27 protein-coding genes are annotated in these 25,757 nt (G+C 38.6%); 15 read left to right on the top strand and 12 right to left on the bottom strand.

Annotated elements, in window-relative coordinates:
- Positions 1-19 precede the first annotated feature (19 nt).
- The 4 genes from CEF19_RS04150 to CEF19_RS04135 all read right to left on the bottom strand — a co-directional run bounded on the left by CEF19_RS04150 (position 20) and on the right by CEF19_RS04135 (position 4,182).
- Positions 20-769 carry a ThuA domain-containing protein gene (locus tag CEF19_RS04150; RefSeq protein ID WP_100404908.1) on the bottom strand — a complete coding sequence of 250 codons (750 nt, stop codon included), beginning with the start codon at positions 767-769 and terminating at the stop codon, positions 20-22.
- Positions 770-785: 16 nt separating this feature from the next.
- Positions 786-1,946 carry a Gfo/Idh/MocA family protein gene (locus CEF19_RS04145; RefSeq protein WP_100404907.1) on the bottom strand — a complete coding sequence of 387 codons (1,161 nt, stop codon included), beginning with the start codon at positions 1,944-1,946 and terminating at the stop codon, positions 786-788.
- A gap of 15 nt (positions 1,947-1,961) precedes the next feature.
- Positions 1,962-2,972, bottom strand: a complete 1,011-nt coding sequence (locus CEF19_RS04140) for a LacI family DNA-binding transcriptional regulator (protein WP_100404906.1) — start codon at positions 2,970-2,972, stop codon at positions 1,962-1,964.
- A gap of 166 nt (positions 2,973-3,138) precedes the next feature.
- Entirely contained in the window at positions 3,139-4,182 is a 1,044-nt protein-coding gene (locus tag CEF19_RS04135) for a thermonuclease family protein (RefSeq protein ID WP_227521909.1), read from the bottom strand.
- Between the two features lie 388 nt (positions 4,183-4,570).
- On the opposite strand from CEF19_RS04135, the gene CEF19_RS04130 reads away from it, so the two are divergent.
- Positions 4,571-5,302 (top strand): hypothetical protein, encoded by a 732-nt coding sequence (locus CEF19_RS04130; protein ID WP_100404905.1) that lies wholly within the window; start codon positions 4,571-4,573, stop codon positions 5,300-5,302.
- 345 nt (positions 5,303-5,647) lie between these two features.
- The gene (locus CEF19_RS04125) at positions 5,648-6,907 is read left to right on the top strand and encodes a glycosyl hydrolase family 18 protein (RefSeq protein WP_100404904.1); all 1,260 of its coding nucleotides are present in this window, start codon (positions 5,648-5,650) and stop codon (positions 6,905-6,907) included.
- Positions 6,908-7,019: 112 nt separating this feature from the next.
- On the opposite strand, the gene CEF19_RS04120 is transcribed toward CEF19_RS04125, so the two are convergent.
- The 3 genes from CEF19_RS04120 to CEF19_RS04110 form a co-directional block, all read right to left on the bottom strand.
- Complete coding sequence (locus CEF19_RS04120) at positions 7,020-7,169, bottom strand: YfhD family protein (protein WP_100404903.1); 150 nt, start codon at positions 7,167-7,169, stop codon at positions 7,020-7,022.
- A 124-nt stretch (positions 7,170-7,293) separates the two neighbouring features.
- Positions 7,294-7,599: an AzlD domain-containing protein gene (locus CEF19_RS04115; RefSeq protein WP_100404902.1), complete on the bottom strand. Its 306-nt coding sequence runs from the start codon at positions 7,597-7,599 to the stop codon at positions 7,294-7,296.
- Complete coding sequence (locus CEF19_RS04110) at positions 7,596-8,294, bottom strand: AzlC family ABC transporter permease (RefSeq protein ID WP_100404901.1); 699 nt, start codon at positions 8,292-8,294, stop codon at positions 7,596-7,598. The genes CEF19_RS04115 and CEF19_RS04110 overlap by 4 nt, the downstream gene beginning before the upstream one ends.
- Positions 8,295-8,410: 116 nt before the next feature.
- Here CEF19_RS04110 and CEF19_RS04105 point away from each other — a divergent pair, with 116 nt between their 5' ends.
- Positions 8,411-8,983 (top strand): helix-turn-helix domain-containing protein, encoded by a 573-nt coding sequence (locus tag CEF19_RS04105; protein WP_100404900.1) that lies wholly within the window; start codon positions 8,411-8,413, stop codon positions 8,981-8,983.
- A gap of 79 nt (positions 8,984-9,062) precedes the next feature.
- Here CEF19_RS04105 and CEF19_RS04100 read toward each other — a convergent pair whose 3' ends face one another.
- The 5 genes from CEF19_RS04100 to CEF19_RS04085 all read right to left on the bottom strand — a co-directional run bounded on the left by CEF19_RS04100 (position 9,063) and on the right by CEF19_RS04085 (position 11,788).
- Positions 9,063-9,662: a hypothetical protein gene (locus CEF19_RS04100; protein WP_100404899.1), complete on the bottom strand. Its 600-nt coding sequence runs from the start codon at positions 9,660-9,662 to the stop codon at positions 9,063-9,065.
- 260 nt (positions 9,663-9,922) lie between these two features.
- The gene (locus CEF19_RS04095; protein WP_100404898.1) at positions 9,923-10,378 is read right to left on the bottom strand and encodes a GNAT family N-acetyltransferase; all 456 of its coding nucleotides are present in this window, start codon (positions 10,376-10,378) and stop codon (positions 9,923-9,925) included.
- Positions 10,379-10,524: 146 nt separating this feature from the next.
- A complete protein-coding gene (locus CEF19_RS04090; protein WP_100404897.1) occupies positions 10,525-10,752 on the bottom strand; it encodes a DUF3813 domain-containing protein in 228 nt (75 codons plus the stop codon).
- Positions 10,752-10,901: a hypothetical protein gene (locus tag CEF19_RS23050; RefSeq protein ID WP_157800876.1), complete on the bottom strand. Its 150-nt coding sequence runs from the start codon at positions 10,899-10,901 to the stop codon at positions 10,752-10,754. The genes CEF19_RS04090 and CEF19_RS23050 overlap by 1 nt, the downstream gene beginning before the upstream one ends.
- Positions 10,902-10,978: 77 nt before the next feature.
- Positions 10,979-11,788, bottom strand: coding sequence for a Cof-type HAD-IIB family hydrolase (locus CEF19_RS04085; protein ID WP_100404896.1), 810 nt, complete (start codon positions 11,786-11,788; stop codon positions 10,979-10,981).
- A gap of 124 nt (positions 11,789-11,912) precedes the next feature.
- Here CEF19_RS04085 and ctaG point away from each other — a divergent pair, with 124 nt between their 5' ends.
- The 12 genes from ctaG (at position 11,913) to CEF19_RS04025 (ending at position 25,749) form a co-directional block, all read left to right on the top strand.
- Positions 11,913-12,827: a cytochrome c oxidase assembly factor CtaG gene (ctaG, locus tag CEF19_RS04080; RefSeq protein ID WP_100404895.1), complete on the top strand. Its 915-nt coding sequence runs from the start codon at positions 11,913-11,915 to the stop codon at positions 12,825-12,827.
- Between the two features lie 22 nt (positions 12,828-12,849).
- Positions 12,850-13,443: an SCO family protein gene (locus tag CEF19_RS04075; RefSeq protein WP_100404894.1), complete on the top strand. Its 594-nt coding sequence runs from the start codon at positions 12,850-12,852 to the stop codon at positions 13,441-13,443.
- Positions 13,444-13,460: 17 nt separating this feature from the next.
- Positions 13,461-13,655 (top strand): hypothetical protein, encoded by a 195-nt coding sequence (locus CEF19_RS04070; protein WP_100404893.1) that lies wholly within the window; start codon positions 13,461-13,463, stop codon positions 13,653-13,655.
- Positions 13,656-13,658: 3 nt separating this feature from the next.
- The gene (locus CEF19_RS04065; protein WP_227522074.1) at positions 13,659-13,979 is read left to right on the top strand and encodes a peroxiredoxin family protein; all 321 of its coding nucleotides are present in this window, start codon (positions 13,659-13,661) and stop codon (positions 13,977-13,979) included.
- A gap of 163 nt (positions 13,980-14,142) precedes the next feature.
- Positions 14,143-14,445 (top strand): TFIIB-type zinc ribbon-containing protein, encoded by a 303-nt coding sequence (locus tag CEF19_RS04060; protein ID WP_100404891.1) that lies wholly within the window; start codon positions 14,143-14,145, stop codon positions 14,443-14,445.
- A 114-nt stretch (positions 14,446-14,559) separates the two neighbouring features.
- A complete protein-coding gene (locus CEF19_RS04055; RefSeq protein WP_100404890.1) occupies positions 14,560-16,683 on the top strand; it encodes a peptidoglycan D,D-transpeptidase FtsI family protein in 2,124 nt (707 codons plus the stop codon).
- A gap of 421 nt (positions 16,684-17,104) precedes the next feature.
- Complete coding sequence (argC, locus tag CEF19_RS04050) at positions 17,105-18,142, top strand: N-acetyl-gamma-glutamyl-phosphate reductase (RefSeq protein ID WP_100404889.1); 1,038 nt, start codon at positions 17,105-17,107, stop codon at positions 18,140-18,142.
- Positions 18,143-18,158: 16 nt separating this feature from the next.
- Entirely contained in the window at positions 18,159-19,391 is a 1,233-nt protein-coding gene (gene argJ, locus CEF19_RS04045) for a bifunctional ornithine acetyltransferase/N-acetylglutamate synthase (protein ID WP_319830064.1), read from the top strand.
- A 29-nt stretch (positions 19,392-19,420) separates the two neighbouring features.
- Positions 19,421-20,203, top strand: a complete 783-nt coding sequence (argB, locus tag CEF19_RS04040) for an acetylglutamate kinase (RefSeq protein ID WP_100404887.1) — start codon at positions 19,421-19,423, stop codon at positions 20,201-20,203.
- Positions 20,204-20,215: 12 nt separating this feature from the next.
- Positions 20,216-21,376 carry an acetylornithine transaminase gene (locus CEF19_RS04035; protein WP_100404886.1) on the top strand — a complete coding sequence of 387 codons (1,161 nt, stop codon included), beginning with the start codon at positions 20,216-20,218 and terminating at the stop codon, positions 21,374-21,376.
- Between the two features lie 148 nt (positions 21,377-21,524).
- Entirely contained in the window at positions 21,525-22,601 is a 1,077-nt protein-coding gene (locus CEF19_RS04030; protein WP_100404885.1) for a carbamoyl phosphate synthase small subunit, read from the top strand.
- Positions 22,594-25,749, top strand: coding sequence for a carbamoyl phosphate synthase large subunit (locus tag CEF19_RS04025; RefSeq protein ID WP_100404884.1), 3,156 nt, complete (start codon positions 22,594-22,596; stop codon positions 25,747-25,749). The genes CEF19_RS04030 and CEF19_RS04025 overlap by 8 nt, the downstream gene beginning before the upstream one ends.
- Positions 25,750-25,757: the final 8 nt, after the last annotated feature.

Genomic DNA, 25,757 nt, shown 5'->3' with positions numbered 1-25,757 from the left:
TGCCTCCAAAGGTGTAAGGTTACTGACTATCGCCCATACCTGAGTATACTCTTCCATTTCCATTTCCCGATTTAGTGTAGGTCGGTGTTTCCATACCTTGATATAAAGCTTTTCCTTGTGCGGTCCATAAAAACCCACGACGCATTAATAGCGATACTTCTGGCATTGAGACTATATTAGCGACATGCCCGAGAGAGTTATAGAACACACGACCAAGTCCCCACCGCTTCGTCCATACAACCGGCATATCTACAGCCTTGTTTAAGGAGTGGGGGCCTGTAACAACTGGAAAACGAGTTGTAGCTAAAACTTCTACTGCAGGATCAACATGTAAGTAATATTGCTCACTAATAACTTTGAAGTCCTTGAAACCTTCTAGTAAGGGGCTAGAAGAGTGTTTAATATTAACCATATATTCAACACCATCATTACCAGGGTGAGCGACCCAGTTACCACCCGTCATAAATTGCCAATCAACATTATTACGAAATGAATCACACATTCCTCCATGACAACCTGCTAAGCCGACACCGCTCATGACGGCTTCAGAAATATGATTCACATATTTCTTTTCAATTTCACCCATTGTCCAGTGGGGGACGATTAAATCTAGAGTTTTAAGCTTTTCAGGGTCCGCGTAGGCCTCGAGTGAATCAGAAACCTCAACATCAAAATTTTCTTCCTTTAAAATGTCCTTAAAAATACCGGCAACTTGCTCTGGTTCGTGACCATCCCAACCGCCCCAAACAATTAATGCTTTTTTACTCATTCATAATCACTCCCTCTTAAAGTTCTGATATATTTACCCATTGGCGCTTTTCAATTGACAAGTCTACAGCTTCAAGGACTTGCTGACACTTTACCCCATCAACAAAGTTTGGAACGGGCTGTCTATTTTCACGGAAGGCTTCCATTAACTCAACGATTGAATGAATAAATGTATGCTCGTAACCAATGGTATGCCCAGCTGGCCACCAAGCATCAGAGTATGCATGAGCGGGGTCTGTAGCTAACACACGCCGGAAACCTTGAACATCCTCTTTATCATCAGTAAAGTAAACTTGTAGCTCATTCATCCGTTCAAAGTCAAAAATTACACTTCCTTTACTTCCGTTAATTTCAAAGGAATTTGTACTACGATGTCCAGTTGCAAAGCGGGAAGCTTCGAAGCTTCCTAAAGCACCATTTGCAAATCGTGTTAAAAATAAAGTCGCATCATCCACGGTGACCGTTCCTTTTTCTGTACTTTTAGAGCTTGTTGCTGACAGTCCGATCATTTCAGTAGGGAGAGGACGCTCTTTAATAAAGGTTTCACTCATTCCCATCACTTCGGTCATATCTCCAATTAAATAATGAGCCATATCAATGAGATGAGCCCCTAAATCTCCATGAGATCCAGAGCCTGCAATATCCTTCTGTAGTCTCCAGACAAGCGGAAAATTAGGGTCCATCACCCAATCTTGAAGAAATGACGCACGGTAGTGGTATATTTCCCCAAGACGACCTTCATCAATGAGCTTCTTTGCCAGCATAACAGCGGGAGTAAATCTGTAATTAAAGCCGACCATATGCTTGATGCCTGCCTTTTCAGCTGCGGCTAGCATCTCACGTGAGTCTGCTAATGTAAGCGCTAAGGGTTTTTCGCAAAAAAGATGTTTCCCTGCTTGTGCTGCGGCAATTGCAATACTTTTATGAGCATCACTTGGGGCATTAATGTCAATTAAATCAATATCATCACGGTTAATTAAGCTCCTCCAATCGGTTGTATATTCCTCCCAACCAAATTGTTTGGCGGCTTCTGCGACACCAGTTTCGTTTCGACCGCAAATGACTTTCATTTCCGGATGAATGCTTTTGGGAAAGAACATAGATAAATCACGATATGCATGACTATGTGCCTTACCCATAAATTTATAACCAATCATCCCAATTCTAACTTTTTCCATATAATTAGCTCCTTCTTAGTTTTTTCGTTGACTAGAAGCTCTTACAAGGAGTGTAACAGGTAGCCGCTCCTGCAAGGATTCAATCGAGTCTTTAGAAAGGTCGGTCAACAACTTTTTCGCAGCCAATTGTCCCATTTCAAAAAGGGGTACTTTAACTGAGCTTAGTTGAGGTTGAATCATACTAGCGATATCTGTATCATCGTATCCAACTATGCCGTAGTCTTGACCGGCGTTAACACCTTTTTCTCTTAATCCTTGTATGATTCCGATTGCCATACGGTCGTTAGCAGCGAAAATGGCATCAAATTCCTTCAATTTTGTAGCTAGGCTTGCCGCTAATTGATATCCACTAGTTCGGCTATAATTCCCTTGATGAACCAAGTTCTGATTGTATGCAATCCCAGCTTTATTCAATGCAGCAATATACCCTTTTAATCGTTCCGAACTATTAGAATATTCCAAAGGCCCATTTAAAAAAGCAATTCTCGAAAACCCTTGCTGAATGAGGTGAGAAACTGCATTAAAACTCCCTTCGTAATGCATAGCATCGATTGAGTGAAAGGATGACTCTGTAAATGTTTGATTAATCAGACAGTAGGGGAATCCCATTTCATGAAGCTTTTCAATCTCTTCTCTTTCACCAGGCACATCTTTGGAACCTAGAATAATACACCCATCAACCTTTTGTGATCGGAAAAGCTGTACATAATCTTTTGATACATGGGGAGACTGAAACATTAATAGTAAATTTTGATTGTGTTCACCAAGTGTGACACCAATTCCACTTAGAATCTCAGAAAAGTAATGAGTAGAAAGTAAATGAACCTTAGGTAAATAAGGAACGATGACTCCAATATTTCCACTTTTCCCCCTTGCAAAGCTTTGGGCAATGGCATTAGGTTGATAATTTAACTCCTTTGCCGCTTCTAGTACTTTACGTTTCGTATCAGGACGTAAGGGCTCAACATTATTAAACACTCTAGAAACAGTAGCCTCAGATACACCAGCTAATTTAGCAACGTCAATTCTCTTTGCGACGAGAGTTCCCTCCTTTTATTGTTGTGTACACGTGTACATTTTCTCTGATTTAAAGTAGTTTGTCAATTGAAAGTTTGACTTTTGGAAAAAAACAAATAAATAAAAGGGGGTGTGTCATACGTCTGATTTTTGACCTTAACACAGCCCCTTATGATTACAATTTTGATTGAGGTTTCTTTAGATTCTTAAGTAAATGAACGACCTCAATAATCACAATAATTAATAAAACGTACCAGAAGACGATCAATGCTACAGATAGTAAGAGATTTAACCAAACTTTTTTTGTTTGCAAATGATGGATAATAAGAGATTTAACACGTGCTTTCGCCTGTATTTTTGGAATCCAAAAATACATAATCAGAAGTGCTAACGCAAAGATCACAATGCCAAAACCTGAGTCTGATTCTAGAGATTCATCACTAGTTTTGGTTTCCTTTGTATTTACTTCAGACGGATTAATTACAGGGGCAATGGATATCGAGTGGTCTTGTTCATGTTCTTCCTCAACCTCTTCAATTCCATAAATACCAACGCGATTGTCACGCGCTTCATCCATAGCAGTAATTACTTGCTCTTCGTACAGATAGGTTCCATAATCGTAGAATTTTTCCACTAAGCCTGCTTTGGTAATGACTTCCTGGTGAAGCAAATCCTCGACCCACACCCATGCAAGTAAACGGTTGTAGCGATCGAATAATTCAGGACCATCAGTCTCAAGAGTGACGGCACCTTGTTTAAGAAAGTGGCATGTGAAATCGCTCGCTTCCCTTCCAAACGGCTCAACTTGATTGGTATTTTCCGGTGTGTCGATATAGAGAAATCTCGTTTTGTAAGTCGTTCCAAGAACATTAAAATTGGCCGTGTCGCCATCAGTGCATTTTTCTAATGTGGCAGTATAACTTTGACCTAGTATAAGTTCTGTTGGAGATGCTGCTGAGGCTAAATCGATCATTTCCTTTGTTAATTCTGAGGTGCAACTATTATTATTATTATTGTTCTTGATTAATGTAAAAAGCTCTGGTTTACTCGATGCCGTTTGAATCAAGTTCGTCGGCTTATGTAGGAGGTACTTGCAATCAGTGTTACGAAAATGTCCTCCAAGTTTATCAAGACTACCATTATGGGCTTCCCCTGTAGAAGCAGCGAACAGATAGAAAGTAGAAAAGGAAAAAAAGAAAATGAGTAAATAATGTTTCAAAACGATATCCTCCTGATGTCAAAAATTTCAGTTAGTCTATCATAACATGATTTTATTCATAGAGGCAGGAACAAATATGATTAATGTAGTGATGATAAAATAGAAGTCCTAACTTTAAAAAGGGACTTTATAATCTCGTTTCTTATAAAGAATACATTGTTTCTTAGCTTTGTAAAGATTTTAGCGTTCTACAGTTCTATAAAATTCTCATGGTAAAAATAGTGATTGATGAGTGATATTAATTATGTTCAAAAGTTATGGAAAAACAATAGGAATGGAAAAAATAGACTGAACCTTTTTTTCTTTGTGATATGATAATTAAGTAAGGAATGGGCTTTGCCATTAATGAAAACATCTTAGTTATGTTATTAAAAAGGTGTGATTTTTTTTGAATGTAAAATACATTGGAATTGGCTTCCTTTTGATATTCGTCCTTATCTTTTCCGTAAATGTTGTCACGTCTAAGGTATTTACGTTTGATAAATATGAAGAAGAGGAAGTTGAAGAAGCACAGACACCTCAAGTTTTTGCAATTAACGATATTCATTCTAAGTTCCCAATTGAGTTAATAGGATTTCCAGAGAAGTTTTCTATATACAAAGTTGTTGAAAGGTATGGACGAGGCGCCATACGAGATGATCATGGAGAATTTTCAGACGCGCCAGAAGAGATTAGTTTTTATTTTGGAAAGGCTCTTGAGGAAAACCGAAATCGCTTGGCTGATATCCAAAAGACTGAAAGAAACGAAGGGTATAAAGTTCGAACGGTTTACTCCGTAACCCCCAATTTTAATGATAACAGCACGTTTACGTTGGTAATTTATTTAAATAATAATCAGTATCCATCTATTACTGAATTTCTTCTGGACAAGGTTCCCAGATATCCAAATGACCTTTTAGAAATTAGAACAGTAGCAGAAGAAGACATCTATATTTTCGAACAACGAGGGGTTACACATCCTCCAGACTTGTATAGTTGGTCTATTAAAAATAATGAGCTTTTTGCTGTTTTGTATGCACATCCAGCTCAACGGTTTAATTCACCGATAATTGAAACATGGAATCAGGACTACGTCCTTGATACAATTATTGTCGACATTCTAAATTCTGGAATTCACTAAAAATCACCACTTGAAGAGGTTACTGAAAATGTTTGGTTTTCGAGTGCACTGAAAAAGTAAAAACCAATTAGATCCTCAAAGAAGCAGCAATAGCTCCGAACGTCGCGCACCGTTACACACATAGCAAGGGATCCGCTCATTGCTTCAAGGCATTGAAAAAAGGTGAAATTCGTGAGGGCATTGAAAAAGGAAAAGCACCCTTTTTCAGTGCCCTCTTTAATGTCTTTAAGTCACTTTGCTCTTAATTCTCCTGGTTCATTTTCGCAGAAAATACAAGTAAACAATTGAACTAAGTCATATTTCGCTCTACCTTTGCCATATCATGTTAAAAAAGGATGTGAAAACATGACGGTACATGTGGTCCAAGCAGGAGATACGTTATGGAATATTTCTCAACAGTATCAGGTTCCTATTGAAACGATACAATTAGTCAATGGATTAAGATCGACTTTGTTGATTCCGGGTCTTGCTTTATATGTGCCAAATGAGGGCAGTCTCCCTAGGAACCATCAAGTGAAGGTGGGAGAGAGCTTATGGTTACTTGCTAGGCAGTATAATACAACCATTGAAGCAATTATTACAGCTAATGCAGATATAAATCTAGAACCTTTATTGGTTGGACAAAGATTATTAATTCCCTCTTCGCAACCGTTAATAATGAAAACTCTGGGATTTATTATGCCTTACTCCACTCAAATGGAAAAATTCGATGAGATAGCAGATCAGTTAACATACTTAGCAATCGTTTCTTATTCATTAACAGAAAAGGGCTATGCTTATGTTGAACTTGAGGATAATCTAATTGTACAGCGAAGTCTAGAACGTAACGTTACTCCCTTACTAATGATAAGAAATTTAGCAGATGGGGAGTTTAGCCCGCAATTAATTGGTCAGGTTCTAGAAAATGAAAATTATCGTAACAATCTTATACAAAGTATGATGAATTTTGTCGAGCAAAAAGGGTATGGTGGTATCAGTATTGATTTTGAATTTATCCCCCCAGCACAGCGATTAGACTTTATCCAATTTTTAGACGAGTTAAAGGGAGCACTTGGAGCGAGGGTTCTTCATGTAAATGTTCATGCCAAAACAGTTGATATTCCAACAAATCCGATTATTGGTGGATACGACTATGAAGCGATTGGAGCTATTGCTGATTACATCGGGGTGATGACAATGGATTATGGATACCCTGGAGGCCCACCAGACCCAGTTTCCCCCTTTTGGTGGATGGAACAAGTTATCCAGTATTCAGTCAATGTGATTCCTCCAGAGAAAATCCAGATCGGGCTACCGTTATATGGATATGAGTGGCCTCTAGGGACAAATCTTACTCTAGGAAGGTCTCTCCTAGACGCTCAAACCATCGCTATTGAAACAGGAGCAATTATTCATTTCGATTCTTATGCTAGGGTTCCTTTTTATTATTATTGGAGGGGGAGAGAAGGAAGAATTGTTTGGTTTGACGACATTAGGAGTTATCTTGAGAAATACAGGTTGGTTGACTTATATCAATTAAATGGTGCGACGTATTGGCATATTAATCTTTCTTTCCCGCAAAATTGGGCATATTTACGACAACATGTAGCAATCGTTAAGTTATAGGACCTGATGTAAGGCATGAAGAGTATCCTTTTACATGAAATGGACAAACCACAAATAAGGGTGCCATAAGGTCGAAAACCGACCCTTACGACAACCTCTAATTTCTAATTATTTATTTATTTCTCTTCTTTTGTCTTTTATTTGCACGACTATCCGCAGCGTCCATGCGTTCCATGGCTTCTTTGTCATTAGTATCTGCTAGCTCTTGTGAAAATTCTACATCATCAAACGGGCCTTGATTGTTTTTGTTCTTTTTACTCATGGGAAGAAAGCCCTCCTTTAATTTTTGATTACTTTCAATGTATAGTTTGAGTAAAAAGCTAAAAAGATATGAATGGTAAATATCAACTTGAAAAATCAGCTTATACGATTGAGTGCTGGCAATTTCATATGAATAAAGAAAAAATGCTTAAAGCGACGATGCTGCTTAGTACAACAATAATTAAATTGGCTCCAAGATAGGCTACGGTCACAGCGACACCCCCGCCAATAATCCCAAACCAAATATTTTCATGAACGGAAAGCACTCCAGGAAAAATTAATGCTCCTAATGCAGCGTAAGGGACATTGCGCAAGATGGCTTGTAGCCAAGTTGGAATATTATGTGCATTCATCATCACAAGAGGAAGCATTCGAGGAATGTAGGTAACGAGTGCCATTCCAGCAATAATGAACAGGATGGTCATATTCATTTTTCAACCCCCTTAGTGATAAACTCAATACCAACAGAAGCGAGTAACGTGGCTAAAATAATCGACCAGCCATTTGGAATAAATAACGAGAGTGTGCTGTTAAAAAAGGCTGCACTAATCGCAAGGATTAATACCTTACGCTGACCTTTTGTGGAAGGAATTAACAGGGCGATGAACATTGCATATAGGGCAATTGCCATGCTTTGTTGCAATGTCTCGGGCAATGCAGAACCTACAATATAGCCAAGACCTGTATTAATAACCCAGCTTGAATATGCGAGTGTGGCGACACCAATAATAAAGCTTGTTTTAAGCGTGCCTTCCTTTGTGCTTGTAACAGCAAACACTTCATCCGTAATACCAAACGAGTAGCAGGCTTTAATTAGAGGATGATCATTTTCGACCCGTTCACTTAAGGAGGCAGTCATTAAAAGATGACGGATGTTTACGATAAATGTTGTGAATATAATCTCAATTGCTCCTGTACCAAGGGCAATTAAATTTAATGCCATATATTGGGCTGCCCCTGCGAACACAAAGAGACTCATCGCCACCGTTTCAACAAAACTAAGCCCTGTGCTCTTAGCAAGAAGTCCAAACGTAAGCGCTGCGGGAAGGTAACCTATTGCGATGCTAACTCCAGCAAAGACACCACGCATAAATTCCGATTTTCGTTCAATAACAGTTGTACTCATTTTAAACGTCCTTTCATTTGTTACACATGTTACAATAATAAAAATACATCTTTTATTTTGTTTGTTATATTATACGATTGTATGTTATGTTTTCCGTGTGGACAAGGAGAAATTTTATGGAGAAAAATCAATTATCAAAACTAATTGGAGAAAAATTAAAGCTATTGCGTTCTGAGCGGAATCTGAGTTTAGATAAACTGGCGAGAGTAACAGGGGTTAGCAAACCGATGCTTGGACAAATTGAACGTGGTGAATCGAATCCAACTGTTAGCACGTTATGGAAAATAGCGAAGGGCATGAATGTATCTTTTACTGCTTTTCTTGAAGAGGATAAGCCAACTGTAACTGTTGTTGATAGGCGGACGATTGAACCAATAACGGAAGAAGAGGAAGCGTTTAAAGTTTATCCTTTGTTTTTAAAATCATTTGATAAACCTTTTGAACTGTTTTCAGTTCAATTAGAAGCAGGATCCAGTCATTTGTCAGAGCCTCATACTAAAGGTGTCGAGGAATACATTATTGTAGAGCAAGGAACGTTAACACTATTTATTAATGAGGAAAGATATTTACTTAATCGGGGACAAGCCATTCATTTTGTTGCCGATTACGGACATCACCGCTATGTTAATGAATTGAAAGAGATATGTACGTTTTCTATGCTTATTTATTATCCTTTATCAACAAATTAATTTAAATTTAGTCCCGAAAAAATGCAAGCACATCGTTACCCGTGCTTGCTTTTTCTCGCCGTTTTCGACGAATGATGAATTATAAAAGTTGTTCAACTTGTGAGCGTCTTGATAAGAGTCTTTTTAGCTTCTTCTTATGTGACTCAACTTGGGAATCATCTGATTCTATTAGTGCTTCATGCAATTCCATCAAGACGTAATCAATCTCTAAATTCATCATATTGAAAATGGTGCGAGGCTCAAGTGACTTACCATCATCCTTGTACTGAATCATTGATCCGTTTCGGTTCATCATGACCTTTTCACTCCCATCAATTTCAATCATTGACTCGATGTCTCCTGCTTGGTACGACGTGATATAGAGAGGGCCATCGGTCGCGCGTTTGACAATGCCATTTCCTTTTTCATGCTGAAGCAGTTTTTCTAATGAACTTGCAAGTAACTCGTCATAAATGTGTAAGCTTTCTGCGGCGAGTGTTAAGAAATCGCTGTTTCGGATGAAGGGAAGTTCATGGACTGAATCATCGAGCTCAATCATCAGAAATATTGTTTTTTCATCATATCGCCAGAAAAGTGAGTAGTCTTGACTCATCATTCTTTTAATGAACTGATGAAGTGCTGGTTTGGTTAATTCAATATAAATATCTGTAAATTCAACCTCTACATAAGCATCCCTCATGAGTTGGCTCACTCCTTTATCTGCCATGCGATAAACTTTTTTAGGTTTGCTACATCATATGTTGAATAGTCAGAAAAAAGAAGCGAAATGCCCAGTTTACGCATAAATAGGCATTATTTTTTTAATGAGAAAAGGTATCTCAAAGGTGTGTTTAACCTTTTGAGATACCTTTAGTGTAATGAATGAATGCAGAAGACCTAGTAGCTTTAGGTTTAACACCTTGGACGAGCAATGCGTAAGTCAACAGACAGCCTTTTAAGTTAGAATCGAAAACTATATCGTTTTGAAATAATGTCATAAAATCCGAGCGAGTTGTATAATGCCTTGGTTGCCTCATTATTAATACCTGTTTCAAGTTCAATTCCTTTGATATCCTCTTGTTCAGCCCAATAGATAATTTTTAGGAGGATTTTTTTGGCAATCCCTTGATTTCGGTGTTCTTTATGAACGAATAAATCATTCAACCAAAGATAATAACCACCCTTATCAATACTTATACCAATATTAAAAAAAGCAGCCCCAACAATTTGGTCGTCTTTTTCAGCAGCATAAATAAAGGCTTGAGAATCTTTTTTGATGGCTAAATTAATCGTTTTTAGTACTTGGTTATGTAAATCTCCAGGTGCAAATGGCTCCATCTGCCCCATAAGCAAGTCGGCAATTCTTAAAAGTAATGCTTCATCTGCATCCTTTTTTACCTCAAAAACATTCACCATTCCCTCGTTCCTCCTATAAACCTAACATCCTTTTAATAAACATAGGGTAACATAAAAGACTGAAAGAGAGTAGTAGGTTTATAAGGAAAAAGGAATGAAGCCTAAACCTTTAAGGTTTAGGCTTCATTCCTTGCTAATTGTCCGTTCTAAAAATAAGAATCATTCTCTCCAATTGAATGAAGATGATCCTCCATCATGGCTAGTTGATCTTGCTCAGCAGGACTAGATTTGGCAAATGCTGATTGTAAGGCGTGTCGTGCACGTTGAATTTCTTTTTGAACAGCTTGCCGTTGAATGTCTGTTTCGGCAGCTAGGGAAAGTAACTCCGCACGAGCGACTGCTTCTCGAGCTTGTTGGTACAGTTCATTTTCCATTAGTGGTGACCTCGTTGCTTTTTCTCTTTCATACGATTCACTTGGTCCATGGAACGTTCTTCTACATTTGATCCTTCTGGCATTTCCGTTTCGCCTTGCGGTTGAACAGCAGCTTTGCCTTCTTCGATCGCGCGCGATTGTTTACCCATCTTAAACACCTCTTTGTTCGTAAGTAACATACAGAATTAAGATGTCCAAGTTTCATCGTTTTATCCAACAATCTCTATTACGATAAATTTAAAGCATCTTCTAAAAACAGTGAAATCCCGTCTTCTTCATTTGTTTTTGTAATCGCATTGGCTAATGTCTTTAATGCGGGTATACCATTCCCCATAGCGACTCCTTGTCCTGCGAATTCAATCATTTCAAAATCATTGTCTTCATCTCCAAATGCTATAATCCGTTCACGGGGGATGCCATAATAATCAGCAATACGCTTTAATCCTATGGCTTTGTTCATTCCTGCTTTGACAATTTCAATCACATTCCAAGGGGCGCCCCAAACACGTTGGTCAATAACAGTAGCATGGGCATCAACTAGAAGCTGTCTTAGTTCATTTACATGATGGTCTAGTGGGTGAATCAGTAAGCAAGTAGGATCATCTTTTAGAATATGAAGAAGATTTCCATGCTCGACAGGATTTTGTCCAGCTGTAAACGTTTCGATAAATACTTCATCAAAATGCCTTAAATAAAAGTCATCAATAACTTCCACCATGATATTGCTAACATTGAAAGCTTCGCAGGCTTTAATAACATTTTTAGCTATCTGTAAATTAAGTGGAGAATGAGAGGTTTCAAAATTATTATCAAATGGGTGATGCACAAAAGCCCCATTGAAATTAACAATTGCTGTATTCAGATTAAGTTCCTGATAATACGCTAAACTAGCACGGTAAGGGCGGCCTGTTGAAATTACAACAATGTGGCCGGCTGCACGTGCTTTTGCAATCGTCTTTTTTGTACGGTCTGATATCGTTTTATTATCAGTTAATAATGTTCCATCTAAATCAAGAGCAATTAAATGTTTTTTCATATGTAATCAACCTTTCATTCGTTTATCGATAATAGGTAACAAAATGTCCTTATTCGGACACCTCGAACCTCTTCTTAGATATGGTATAGTAAAAGTAACTTTCATGTAATAAGGAGGTAGTGAAATGGAGTCATTGTTTTCTAGTTTTGGCTTTCGAACGTTATGGACCCCTGAGCTTATTGTTCCGCTCGTCTTGATTGGCGTGCTTTATTTTTATGTTATTACAAAGTTGCGTAAAAGTTTTAGCGGATCTCAGCCAGTAAAGTTACGTCAAAAAGTGTACTTCTTGTTAGGTCTCTTTGCTTTATATTTAGGGTGGGGTAGTCCATTATATGTAGCAGGGCATCTTATGATTACGTTTCATATGACACAAATGGTTTTTTCATATATCGTAGCCACACCGCTACTTCTACTCGGAATTCCTAAATGGGTATATGAGGCAGGGATTCGCCGCTTTCATTCACCATTTTCAGCAAGAATAACAAAAATTGTTTGGAATCCGATTATGGCATTGTTCTTATTTAATGGTCTCTTTTCAGTTTATCATGTTCCATTTGTCTTTGATACGCTCATGCAATCAGCTGTCTTGCATAGCTTGTATCAATATTTCTTATTTGTTACTTCAATCATGATGTGGTGGTTTATGCTTGCACCAATCCCAAATAAAGTACAGCTATCTGATTTACGACGAATTGGTTATATTTTTGCCAATGGAATTTTAATTACTCCAGCTTGTGCTTTGATTATTTTTGCTGGACAACCTTTATATGAAACGTACACGAATCCATCTGTCTGGGCAACAGTGATGTCCTTTTGTTTACCAGCAGGGGCTACGGTGCCACTATCATTATTCAATGGTCCTGATTCATTTATCTTTCTTGAAACAAGAATGGATCAGCAACTTGCTGGTGTATTGATGAAAATAATGCAAGAATTGGCATATGGATTTACAATTGGCTATGTTTTTAAGCAATGGTTATCCAAAGAGAAACAGCAAGATGGTGTGTTAACAATTAGTGATATTCCGACGATGAAATAAGAATAGAGAAAGGATTAAGTACATGAAAATTATCATTACCTTATTCACGGTAGTACTTTTAGCAGGATGTGGATGGATATATGAAGCCGGTAATAGTAAATCCGAAGCGTTTGATATATCTAAGGCAGATATGGTTGTACCTGAATTTCAATTTATTAATCAAGACAACGAACCGTTTGGAACAGCCCAATTAGCGGGGGAATATTGGCTAGCGACAATGATTTTTACGAATTGTCCATCCGTTTGTCCGACGATGATACCGAATATGAGAAACCTGCAACACTCAATGATTGAAGAAGATGTTGATTTGCAGTTTGTTACGTTTACAATTGACCCTGAGCGTGATACGCCAGATTTATTAAAAGCTTATGGTACGAATATTGGAGCTGATTTTGATTCTTGGAACTTTTTAACAGGCTATACAAGCGATGAGATAGCGACCTTTGCGATGGACGCTTTTAAATCTCCAGTCCAATATGTTGAAGAGGATGATGATTTTCTTCATAGTACAAGTTTTTTCTTAGTTAATCCTGAAGGAAAGGTCATTCGAAAATATGATGGCTTAAAGTCCAATCAAGAGGAATTCATTAAAGACTTGAAACAAACAATACAGTAAAAATAGAGGTGAATATCGTGATAAACTTAAGAAGACAGATGATGGTTATGTTATTTTTATCTAGCTCTTTACTACTCGTTTTGTCAGCCTGTGGCTCATCTGCCAATGAGAAGCCAGAGGAGATATCCTTAATTACAGAGCAAGGTGAAGAAGTTTCGTTAACGAATAAGGAACGGGCGACAGTCCTGTTTCATTTTACTGAAGTTGGTTGAGGGATTTGCCAACAGCAGCTGGTCCAGCTGCAAGAACATTTAGCGTTATTTGATGATTTAGATGTTGATGTTTACGCGATTAGTAAGGAATTACCTGAAGACCATAAGGAGTTATCGGAGCATTTTGGATTTACGTATACGTTTTTATCGGACCCTGAATTAGAGGTAATTGAGTATGTAAAGATGAGAAATGATGCCCTTTCTTTTAGAGGTTACAGCATTCTTGATAAAAGTGGTCAGTACCTCCATCATGAAGTCAATGACTCATGGGGAGTGGAAATAGAAAAGACGTCAGCAAACATACATGAAAAATTAAGTGAATAAAGTTAGCAATGGTTATGCTTATTTCTTTGGGGGTTCTCTATATATGGAGACCCTCTTTTTGTTTGCAGTAAATTTACTGATTTTTGGTTTGTGGAAAACATACCCATTTGTCTGATTTTATATGTTAAGCTTAATTAAATGGCATTGAAAGGAGGTAAAGTAAGTGAGTATTGCTCTTTTTTTAATAGGGATCCTGACAATTTTCCTAGCTATCATTTTCGCTTTTTTTACTCACACAGGGGGTGAATTTTTTTTGGTTATTATCGGCGGTGTTTCAACTTCTTTTATTTTCTTTGCGCTTGCAAAGATTATTGATAACCAAGAAACGACCATTCATCATATTCAACAACAATTGATACAATCGAAAAACTTACATACGGCAGAAAAAATATCGTGTGAAAATTGCAAGAGGGATTATGACCATGACTTTACATCTTGTCCGCATTGTGGTTTTAGGGAAAGTTAATCAACTGGTACTAATACCTATTTCAACTACCAATTTTTAACCATTTAGCTAATGATTAGTGGTATGATATTAAGTGAGAATCGGCACAGCTCTAATAGTGAAGAGGTGAAAGACATGATTCAGAAAAAGCAGAAGAAGAGGCAGCATTTTGTGTTTCGATTAAATATTCTATTCTTTGTGATTTTCCTAATGTTTTCAGCACTTATTCTTAGAATGGGATTTGTTCAAATTGTAAAGGGTGAAGATTACTTAAGTGAGCTAGAGTCAACAACGAATACAACTGCTCGCATTGATGCACCGAGAGGCCTGATGTATGATCGCTTTGGTCATATTGTTGTCGATAATCAGTTAGAATTATCTTTAACTTACACGAACCCCTCGCAGACAACAAGACCAATGGCGATGATCGAAATTGCTCAAGAATTAGCTCCGATGATTTCAATTGGATTAGACCGAATTACGGAGAGAGATAAGCAAGATTATCTATTAATAATGATGGATCAAGAGGAGCGCTACGAACTTGTAAGTCTTGAAGAACGTAAAGGCATTGAAAGCCAGGCTAAGATCTATCGTCTTGAGATAGAGGCGATTCCAAAAGAGCGTATAGAGGCGTTATCAGAAGAGGAATTGGAGATAATAGCCATTTACCGAGAAATGACGAGAGGTTATGCTAATTCACCGCAACGTATCAAGCAACGTATCACAGAAGAAGAGGCTCATGTGATTAGTGAAAACTTAGATCGTCTACCAGGTATTGATATTTTGAGAGATTCAACCCGTTCATATGCCTATGGGGAGTCGTTTCGAAGTTTGTTTGGTTCCACTAATGCAATCCCAAGTGAAAAATTAGATTATTATTTGTCTAGAGGGTATGACCGGTCGGATTTAGTTGGTACAAGTTTTTTAGAAGAACAGTATGAAGATGTGTTACGTGGAGAAAAAGCTATTGTCGAAAGTATGGCAACTAAAGAAGGAGGACAAACCGTTAATAAATCTATCAATGAACGCCTTGGACATAGAGGCAATGACCTTGTTTTAACGCTTGATATGGAGTTGCAGCAGCGCCTCGAGGAAATTGTCGATAAGCAGATCCGAGCAGCAGGTAATTCCTTTATTTTAGATCGCTCTGCGTACGCAGTATTAATGGATCCGCGAACAGGTGATATTTTGTCAATGGCCGGGTTTTGGGATCCTGCTAATCGTGATAGAAATCATTCTTTTGACCATATTGGAAATGTAAACAAAGCGTTTGAAATGGGATCATCTGTAAAAGCAGCGTCCGTTTTAACTGGATTTGAGGCTGGAGTAGCTAATCCTGGAACTAGATTTAATGATCGCACTATTTATCTACCTGATACTCCACCGAAAAAATCTTGGGATACGAGAGGGTTTGGTGTCATTAACGATTTGGTTGCTCTTGAGCAATCCTCAAATGTCTATATGTTTGAAATTGGAATGAGGATGGCCAATTGTTATTACACCGCTCCAAATACGAGATGTGGCTGGACAAATAATTCGATCGCTTCAGCTTATAATGAAGTCCGTAATAGCTTTGGACAGTTTGGTTTGGGAACGGAAACCGGAATAGATTTACCGTCTTATTCGTCGGGACTCTCAGGTAGCAATACAAATGGGGGGAAGTTGCTTGATTTAATGATTGGACAATATGATACCTATACACCCCTACAGTTAGCGCAATATATATCAACTGTGGCAAATGACGGTTATCGCATGCAGCCCCGAATCGTTCGAGAAATTAGGGAGCCTGTTCGGGACAGAGAGGAGCAAGGCGCTGTCATCCAACAGTATGAACCCTCGATTATTAACCGGGTTGATATGAGTGATACACATATTAATCGGGTTCAGCAAGGGTTGCGCAGAGTTGTGACACAAGGTACGGCCCGAAGTCGTTTTTCAGAAGTTGCAGACCTTCAACTAGCAGGAAAAACGGGAACTGCTGAAGTAAAAGTTGCTGTTGGAGAAGGAGAAAATCGTCGCGTCGTAAATGGTAATAATCAAATTTTTGTAGGTTATGGCCCTTATGACAACCCAGAGGTATCAGTTGCTGTCATTGTACCAGGTGTAAAACGTGAAACGAATGGTGGCGCACAAGGAATTGCCCAGCATATTTCAAGAGAAGCGTTAAAGACATATTTCGAGTTAAAGGAAGGTCGAACAGGACCTATAAAGGTAGAGACTCCAGTCCTTGAGGATGTACTAGAAGAACAAGAAAATTAAGAAGATAATTTTAAAAAGAAATTATTCTTTATATGTATTTTTCCTTATCAAAGTCGTAAAAGAGTATCACCATTCTAAAGTCATTTAGTAGACCTGGCGTCTCGCCTTTGATAAGGAGGGACGTTTTTTTATTTGACATCTTTCTCTATGAAGAAATCGTTGTCACAAGAGACCTTCTAATTGTTTATGATAGTAAGAAAGTTGCATAAATGGGTGTATGATTAAGGGTAATTCCCGCTTGAAGTTTGGCTCAGTGAACTAAGGATTTATCTAGTCTTAATGCTTGATTGGCTAATGAGGAAACCAAATAACTAATAAATAAATGAAATAAAATAAAAATACAGTTGAATTTATTTTTATTCATCTTTATAATGAAAACCAAGATTAAATTTGAGCGAGCAAGAAATGGAGAGGAAATGTAATGAAGATTGGTATCGTTGGAGCAACTGGATACGGTGGTGCGGAATTATTGCGTCTATTAAATCATCATCCAGAGGTGAATAAAGTTGTTCTTTATTCATCATCAAAGCAAGGTATGCACATTCATGAGTCTTATCCACATTTAGCAGAGATTTATGATCAACCTCTTGAAGCAATTGATGCATCAAAGATTGGTAAGGAAGTCGATGTTGTATTCTTAGCGACCCCACCAGGAGTGTCTGCAGAGTGGTCTGAGAAAATCGCGGAAGCTGGAAGCCAAGTCATTGATTTATCCGGTGACTTACGTTTAGGAAATAGGGATGTATACGAGAAATGGTATCAGCGACCAGCAGCAGGCGAATCAATTATTAATCAGGCAGTTTACGGATTGAGCGAATGGAACCGTGCCGAAATTAAGGATGCTAAGGTTATTTCAAACCCCGGCTGCTATCCAACAGCAACTCTGTTAGGTCTTGCACCGCTAGTTAAAGAGAAGTTAATTGAAGTGGATTCTATTATAGTTGATGCGAAATCAGGTACATCAGGAGCTGGCAGAAGTGCTACTCCAATTACTCATTTTAGTGAAATGAATGAGAACTTCAAAATCTATCAAATTAATAAGCATAAACATCTACCTGAAATTGAGCAAATGCTGCAAGTATGGGACCCAAGTATTCCAACAATTACATTTCAGCCGCATTTGGTACCAATGGTTCGTGGAATTATGGCTACGATTTATGCGAAAGCGAAAAAGCCAATAACGGAACAAGCATTACGCCATTTATATAAAGAAAACTATAAAACTGAAAAGTTTGTTCGAATTCGTCCAGAAGGGGCATTTCCGGCTACAAAAGAAGTGTTTGGCAGCAACTATTGTGATATCGGTGTAACGTATGATGAGCGTACAGGTCGTATTACGGTTGTATCGGTGATTGATAATGTTGTAAAGGGAGCGGCAGGGCAAGCAATTCAAAATATGAATATAATGAATGGATTGAATGAAGAGGCAGGGCTATCGTTTTCACCTGTGTATCCATAGAGAGAGGTGTCAAGTAGTGAGAATAGTAAGTGAAGATAATCAAGTAGCGGAAATAGAGGATGGCAGTATTACGACACCAAAAGGTTTTTCTGCTATTGGTGTATATACAGGTGTAAAACGTAAGCGACTAGACTTAGGTGCAATCATTTGTGATGTACCTGCAAGTGCAGCAGCTGTTTATACACGAAATCAAATTCAAGCAGCACCACTTAAAGTTACACAAGAAAGCATTAAAAAAGAAGGTAAAATTCAAGCTATACTTGTTAATAGTGGAAATGCAAATGCTTGTACAGGTCAACAAGGTATGGCAGATGCGTATGAGATGAGAAGTCTTGGTGCGAAACAATTTAATTTACCCGATCATTATGTTGCTGTGACATCAACAGGTGTAATTGGAGAATTTCTACAAATGGATAAAATACGTCAAGGAATTGATATGCTTAAACCCGAAAGTACATTTGCAGGGGCCGAAGCATTTAATCAAGCGATTATTACAACAGATACAACAAATAAGCGCGTTTGTCATGAAGTGAAAATCGACGGTAAGAGTGTTTCTGTTGCTGGTGTAGCAAAAGGATCGGGAATGATTCACCCAAATATGGGGACGATGTTGTCATTTGTAACGACCGATGCAGTCATTGAACCTGCTATCCTTCAACAAGCTCTTTCATCGATTACAAATAAAACGTTTAACAGGGTTACCGTTGATGGAGATACATCGACAAATGATATGGTCGTCGTAATGGCGTCGGGATTAGCTGAACATGATACATTGTCACCAGAACATCCAGATTGGGCAGCTTTCTACGAAGCGTTAACATTAACGTGTGAATCTTTAGCTAAGCAAATTGCTCGCGACGGAGAAGGTGCAACAAAGCTAATTGAAGTCCAAGTTAACGGTGCAAAGGACGATGAGCAAGCTGGAATGATTGCCAAGAAAATCGTGGGATCGGATTTAGTTAAATCAGCAGTTTTCGGAACCGATGCAAACTGGGGACGGATTATATGTGCAATCGGCTACAGTGGCTGCGAAATTAACCCAGACACGATAGATATTGCAATTGGTCCAGTGAAAACATTAGAAAATAGCCGTCCCCTCCCATTTTCAGAAGAAGAGGCAACAAATTATATGAAAAAAGATTATGTTCTTATTTCGGTCGATCTTCACGTGGGTGACGGTTTTGGTAAAGCATGGGGCTGTGATTTGACTTATGATTACGTTCGGATTAATGCAGGGTATCGCACATAAATTGAGGGAAAACAAGAGAGGGGAAAAAGATGAGTGAAATTGTTGTCATAAAGTGTGGCGGAAGTACAATTGCTGAGCTTTCTGATTCTTTTTTTCAAAGCATCGTAGATTTGAAAAAAAAGGGGAAGCATCCGATCCTTGTCCATGGTGGCGGTCCTGACATTAACAAGTTGCTACAACAATTAAATATAAAATCAGTATTTGTTGATGGTTTACGTAAAACCACAGCGGACGTGCTAAGTACAGTTGAGATGGTGCTTTGTGGAAAAGTAAATAAGCAGCTGGTAACGAGTATTCAAAAAGTTGGCGGTCAAGCAATTGGATTATCTGGTTGTGATGGGAAGTTGATTGAAGTAAAGGCAGTTGATGAGGCGAAACTAGGTTTTGTTGGTGAGCCTGTTAATATAAATAAAGCGTTACTATATTCGCTTATTGAACAGTCGTATATTCCAATTATTGCTCCTGTAGGTGTGAATAAGGACGGTACTCATTTTAATGTAAATGCTGACAGTGCAGCTGCATGGGTAGCTTTTGCTCTAGGTGCACAGGAACTTGTGTTTGTAACGGATGTTGATGGTATTTTAAAAGATGGAAATCGTCTTGACGAAGTTACTACCACTGAAATTGAGAACTATATTGAAGATGGAACTATCTATGGAGGGATGATTCCAAAGGTGAAGGGTGCTATAAAAAGCTTGTCTGGATCACTTCAGTCTGTGTTAATCATGAATGGAAAAGGGAGCTCACTAACTAAGAATGGCCAACTTGTTGGAACGAAAATTACTAAAGCCCCTGTAGCGACAAACGCATAAAGGAGAGAGACTATGAGCGCATTATTTCCTACGTATGCCAAATGGGATGTGAAAGCAACAAAAGGGCAAGGAGCCCTATTAACTGATGATCAAGGAAAAGAATATCTAGACTTTATTGCAGGAATCGCAGTATGTAACCTTGGTCATTGCCATCCAAAAGTAAATGAAGCATTAAAGAATCAAGTAGATCGGTTATGGCATGTATCGAATCTTTTCCAATTGGAGGGGCAAGAGCAGGTTGCAAAGCAATTAGTTGAACATAGTGTCGGAGATTATGTGTTTTTCTGTAATAGTGGCGCTGAAGCAAATGAAGCAGCGATCAAGCTTGCTCGGAAAGCAACAGGCAAGCATAAGATGGTTAGCTTGACAAACTCATTTCATGGGAGAACACTTGGAAGTATGTCAGCTACAGGACAAGACAAAGTACATCAAGGCTTTGGGCCACTCCTCTCGGAATTCACCTATGCACCCTTAAATGATGTTGAAAAATTACAAGCTGTTATTACTGAAGAAACGGCTGCTGTTTTTATAGAAGTTATTCAAGGTGAGGGTGGAGTCAGATTAATGTCTCAGGACTATGCTGATTCATTATCGCTAATTTGTAAGGAAAAGAACGTACTTTTGGTTATAGATGAAATTCAGACCGGTATCGGTCGAACAGGTAAACGTTTTGCTTACGAACATTACAATCTCTCTCCAGACATTATTACCCTAGCAAAGGGTCTTGGGAACGGATTCCCAGTTGGGGCGATGATTGGAAAAGCTCATCTCAAGTCTTACTTTGAAGCGGGGAGCCATGGTTCTACTTTTGGAGGAAATCCGCTTGCAATGGCTGCTGCAGGTGCAGTAATAAATGAGGTTTTTGAAGATGATTTTCTTTTGAGTGTTGTTAATAAGGGAGAGACCTTTATTCAACAGCTTCAAACCTCACTAAAGGACAACACACTAGTAAAAGAAATTAGAGGTTTAGGGTTAATGATTGGTATTGAATGTCATTCCGAAGTTGCACCATTTATTACGGCATGCCGTGAGAAAGGTCTTCTTATTTTACCAGCAGGTCCAAAGGTGATTCGGATTTTACCACCTCTAATCGTTACAAATGATCAGCTTCGACAAGCGACTGAAATTATTACTGAAGTGATGTCCGAGCAACTGGTGACAAATGGGCTATAAATTAGTAAAATTGGACTTGAACCATTAATCATTTACTAGGATAATGTAAGAAAGCGAGACTCGTTGAAAGACGAGTTTCAAAAAGGATTTCGATGCATAAAAATGCTTTAGATAGAATAAAGATTCGTTATTGGATGGAGGGTGTATGATGAAGGGCTATGTTGTATTAGAAACAGGGGAGGTCTTTGAAGGGACACTCGTTGGAGAAAATCAGGAGGTTCACGGTGAAATAGTTTTTTTTACTGGCATGACTGGTTATCAAGAGGTTTTAAGTGATCCTTCATTTAAAGGACAGATGGTCGTATTCACATATCCGTTAATCGGAAATTACGGCATTAATGAAGGAGATTTTGAAAGCATTAAACCACAGGCTTCTGCATTAATTGTAAGTGAACTTAGTGAAGGTGGCTATCACTATGAGTCGTATACACCACTAGCTAAATGTTGTGAATCAAATGATCTTCCATTATTAATAGGCGTTGATACAAGAGCTATTGTAAAACGGATCCGTGAGCATGGGGATATGCGTGCGATATTGACAACGAACCCTGAGAGCGTCAATTTTGATGCGACAATCCCATTAGGAGAACAAGAAGTTGTTTCCGCTGTTTCCGTAAAAACCATGGAACAATTTGGTGAAGGTTCTCATCATGTCGTCCTCGTTGATTTCGGTTACAAAAAGTCGATTGTCGACTCCTTAGTCTTAGCAGGATGTAAAGTTACTGTCGTTCCACACGACACGGACTTTTCTGAGATTGAAAAGCTTCATCCGAATGGAATATTACTTTCAAACGGACCGGGAAATCCAAAGCAGTTAGAAGAAATACTACCTACGGTGAAGCAGCTCGCTTCCGCGTATCCTACACTCGGAATTTGTTTAGGACATCAACTTCTTGCCTTAGCGTTTGGCGCAGATACACAGAAACTCCGCTTCGGGCATAGAGGCGCTAATCAACCTGTCATCGACAAGGAGACAAATCGGGTTTATATGACATCCCAAAATCATAGTTATGTTGTGAAAGAAGACTCTTTAGAAGGCACAGGACTTTCCCCACGTTTCTTTAATATAAATGATGGTTCAATTGAGGGACTACATCATGAAACTCATCCAATACTATCGATCCAATTTCATCCTGAGGCTCACCCAGGACCTAGTGATAGTGAACAAATGTTTAAACTGTTTGTTGAAATGTTAAGCAATAAAGGAGAAAAAGCATATGCCTAAGAATGAAAAAATTTCAACGGTGCTTGTAATTGGTTCTGGACCAATTGTGATTGGGCAAGCAGCTGAATTTGATTATGCAGGAACTCAAGCGTGTTTAGCCCTTCGAGAAGAAGGAATAAAGGTTATTCTTATCAATAATAACCCTGCTACTGTTATGACAGATGAGTCATGTGCCGATGTGGTTTATTTTGAGCCATTGACCGTTGAAAGCATCGAGAATATCATCATTAAAGAAAAGCCCGATGGCATACTTGCGACGCTTGGGGGGCAAACTGGATTGAATCTTGCACTTGCTCTCCATGATGAGGGTGTGTTAGAGCGCCTAGGCGTTGATTTATTAGGGACCCCCATTGATTCAATAAAAAAGGGTGAGGATCGTGAGCTATTTCGTTCGCTCATGAGCGAATTAAACGAGCCGGTGCCTGAAAGTGAGATTGTCACTTCAGTTGAACAGGCTGTTTCGTTTGCAAATGAGGTAGGCTATCCAATTATCGTTCGCCCCGCCTATACACTTGGTGGAGCCGGTGGAGGAATTGCAGAGAGTGAAGAGGTTCTTCTTCCAATTATTAAAGGAGGACTTGAGCTTAGTCCAATTAACCAATGCTTAATTGAAAAAAGTATTGCTGGCTTTAAAGAAGTTGAATATGAAGTAATGCGTGATAGCAATGATACTTGTATTACAGTTTGCAATATGGAAAATATTGATCCTGTTGGAATTCATACAGGGGATTCCATTGTTGTTGCCCCGTCACAAACACTTACTGATGTCGAGTACCAAATGCTACGCTCTGTTTCAGTTAAAATTATTCGGGCGCTAGGAATCGTTGGAGGTTGTAATATTCAATTCGCCCTTGATCCTTATAGTAAGCAATACTATTTAATTGAGGTAAATCCACGTGTAAGTCGTTCTTCAGCGCTTGCTTCAAAAGCAACAGGTTATCCGATTGCTAGAATGGCAGCAAAACTAAGCCTTGGATATCATTTGCATGAATTATTAAACCCTGTTACTGGTCACACTTATGCAAGTTTTGAACCAGCATTAGATTATGTTGTTGTAAAATTCCCACGTTGGCCTTTTGATAAGTTTGTTCATGCAGATCGTAAACTTGGAACACAAATGAAAGCTACTGGGGAAGTTATGGCAATTGAGCGAAACCTTGAAGCAGGTCTTCAAAAGGCAATACGCTCACTTGAATTGAAAACAGACGGACTAGTCCTTACATCCTTGAATTCATGGTCAGACGACGATCTTTGGAAAATTGTCAAAAAAGCAGAAGATAGACGATTCTTTGCAATCCTTGAATTAATGCGAAGAGGCTATACACGTCAAGAGATTCATCACGAAACGAAAATAAATGATTTCTTCCTAGCGTCTTTTGAAAAACTCGTTCAATTAGAAAATGTAACAAAACAAGAAAGCTTACCTTCTATTTCTGAAGAAACGCTGTATCAGCTAAAAAGGTATGGATTTGCAGATAAATGGTTGGCATCAATTTGGAAGGTAGAAGAAGCTGCAGTTCGTGAAAAACGAAAAACATGGGGGATTCTTCCTTCTTACAAAATGGTTGACACATGTGCAGGGGAATTTACAGCTTCGACAGCATACTATTACTCAAGTTGGGCTGGAGAGAGTGATGTTGATACGACAAGTGATAGGAAGAAAATTTTAATTGTTGGTTCTGGACCAATTCGAATTGGTCAAGGAATTGAGTTTGACTATTGCTCAGTTCATGGTGCACATAGCCTACATCGTTTAGGGTATGAAGCAATCATTATGAACAACAACCCGGAAACAGTTAGTACAGATTATGCAACAGCCGATCGCCTATATTTTGAACCGTTAACTGTTGAGGATGTCTTACATGTTGTAGAACTGGAAAAGGTTGAAGGAGTCATTGTTCAGCTTGGTGGTCAAACAGCTATTTCTCTAGTTGAGGGCTTAGAAAAGGCTGGGGTCACGTTATATGGTACAAATCAAGATACAATTGATCAGTTAGAGGAGCGTGGACGGTTTTACGATTTTATGAATGAAGTTAAGGTACCTCACATTCCAGGGGTAAGTGCTCTGAATGAAGAGAATGCAGTGGAAAAAGCGATTGAAATAGGCTTCCCTGTCCTTATTCGACCTTCATATGTCATTGGTGGTCAAGGCATGATGATTTTTTCTTCAAAGGAAGAGCTTATTGAATATTTAAATGATAGAGAGAATGAGGTAGTATTTCCATTATTAATCGACGCGTACTATCCTGGTACTGAGCTTGAAGTAGACGCACTAACTGATGGTAAAAACGTTCTGATTGCTGGATTATTTGAACATATTGAAAAAGCTGGAGTTCATTCAGGAGATAGTATGGCTGTAACACCTTCCTTTTCATTAAGTCAGCAAGTGAAAGATGAAGTTCTAGAATATACGGGTCGTATTGCAAAAGGGATGGATTTTAAAGGCGTATTTAATATACAGTTTGTCTTGTATCAAGGAAATCTATTCGTGATTGAAATCAATCCAAGAGCATCAAGAACTGTTCCGATATTCAGTAAAGTAACAAATCAACCGCTAATTGATTATACGGTACAACTCTTATTGGGTGCCTCATTGTCGTCTTTAGGATTAAAAACGGGCTATGCAAAAGAGGCTCAGTTTTACACGGTTAAGGCCCCGGTATTCTCATATCAAAAATTAGCTGGTCTCGATCCAATCCTTGAAGCTGAGATGAAATCAACTGGAGAGCTAATAAGCATAAGTAATGAATTACCTGAGGCGTTCTATAAAGCATTTGCATGGTCTCAAGGTCAAAAGCCTGCTTTATATCGTGAAACAGGATCAATTTTTGTTGAGGTTGATAAGATACATGAAGATGCCTTTGCATCATATGCACAAACATTAAAGGATGATGGCTTTACACTTGTTACCGAAAACTTTGAGGAATGGCTACAATCAGGAAATCCTGTGGCCGTGATTAGTTTACCAAAGCCTGGATTTAAAACAGGCAAAGAAAAACGTCAGAAAGCCTTGATGCAGCGTTTGACTGTCGTGACTGAGCTTGAGACGCTTGATGCCATGATACAGGGACGTCATCGCAATCAAAGTGACTACACGTTAAAATCTTTACAGGAATGGTTAGAGACAGCCGAAGTCGGAACTTATTAAAAAGGATG

It is taken from the genome of Bacillus solitudinis (assembly GCF_002797395.1).
GTDB classification, from domain to species: domain Bacteria; phylum Bacillota; class Bacilli; order Bacillales; family Bacillaceae_D; genus Halalkalibacter_A; species Halalkalibacter_A solitudinis.
Note: the sequence above shows the minus strand (reverse complement) of the source record. Positions and strands in the feature narration are given on the sequence as shown.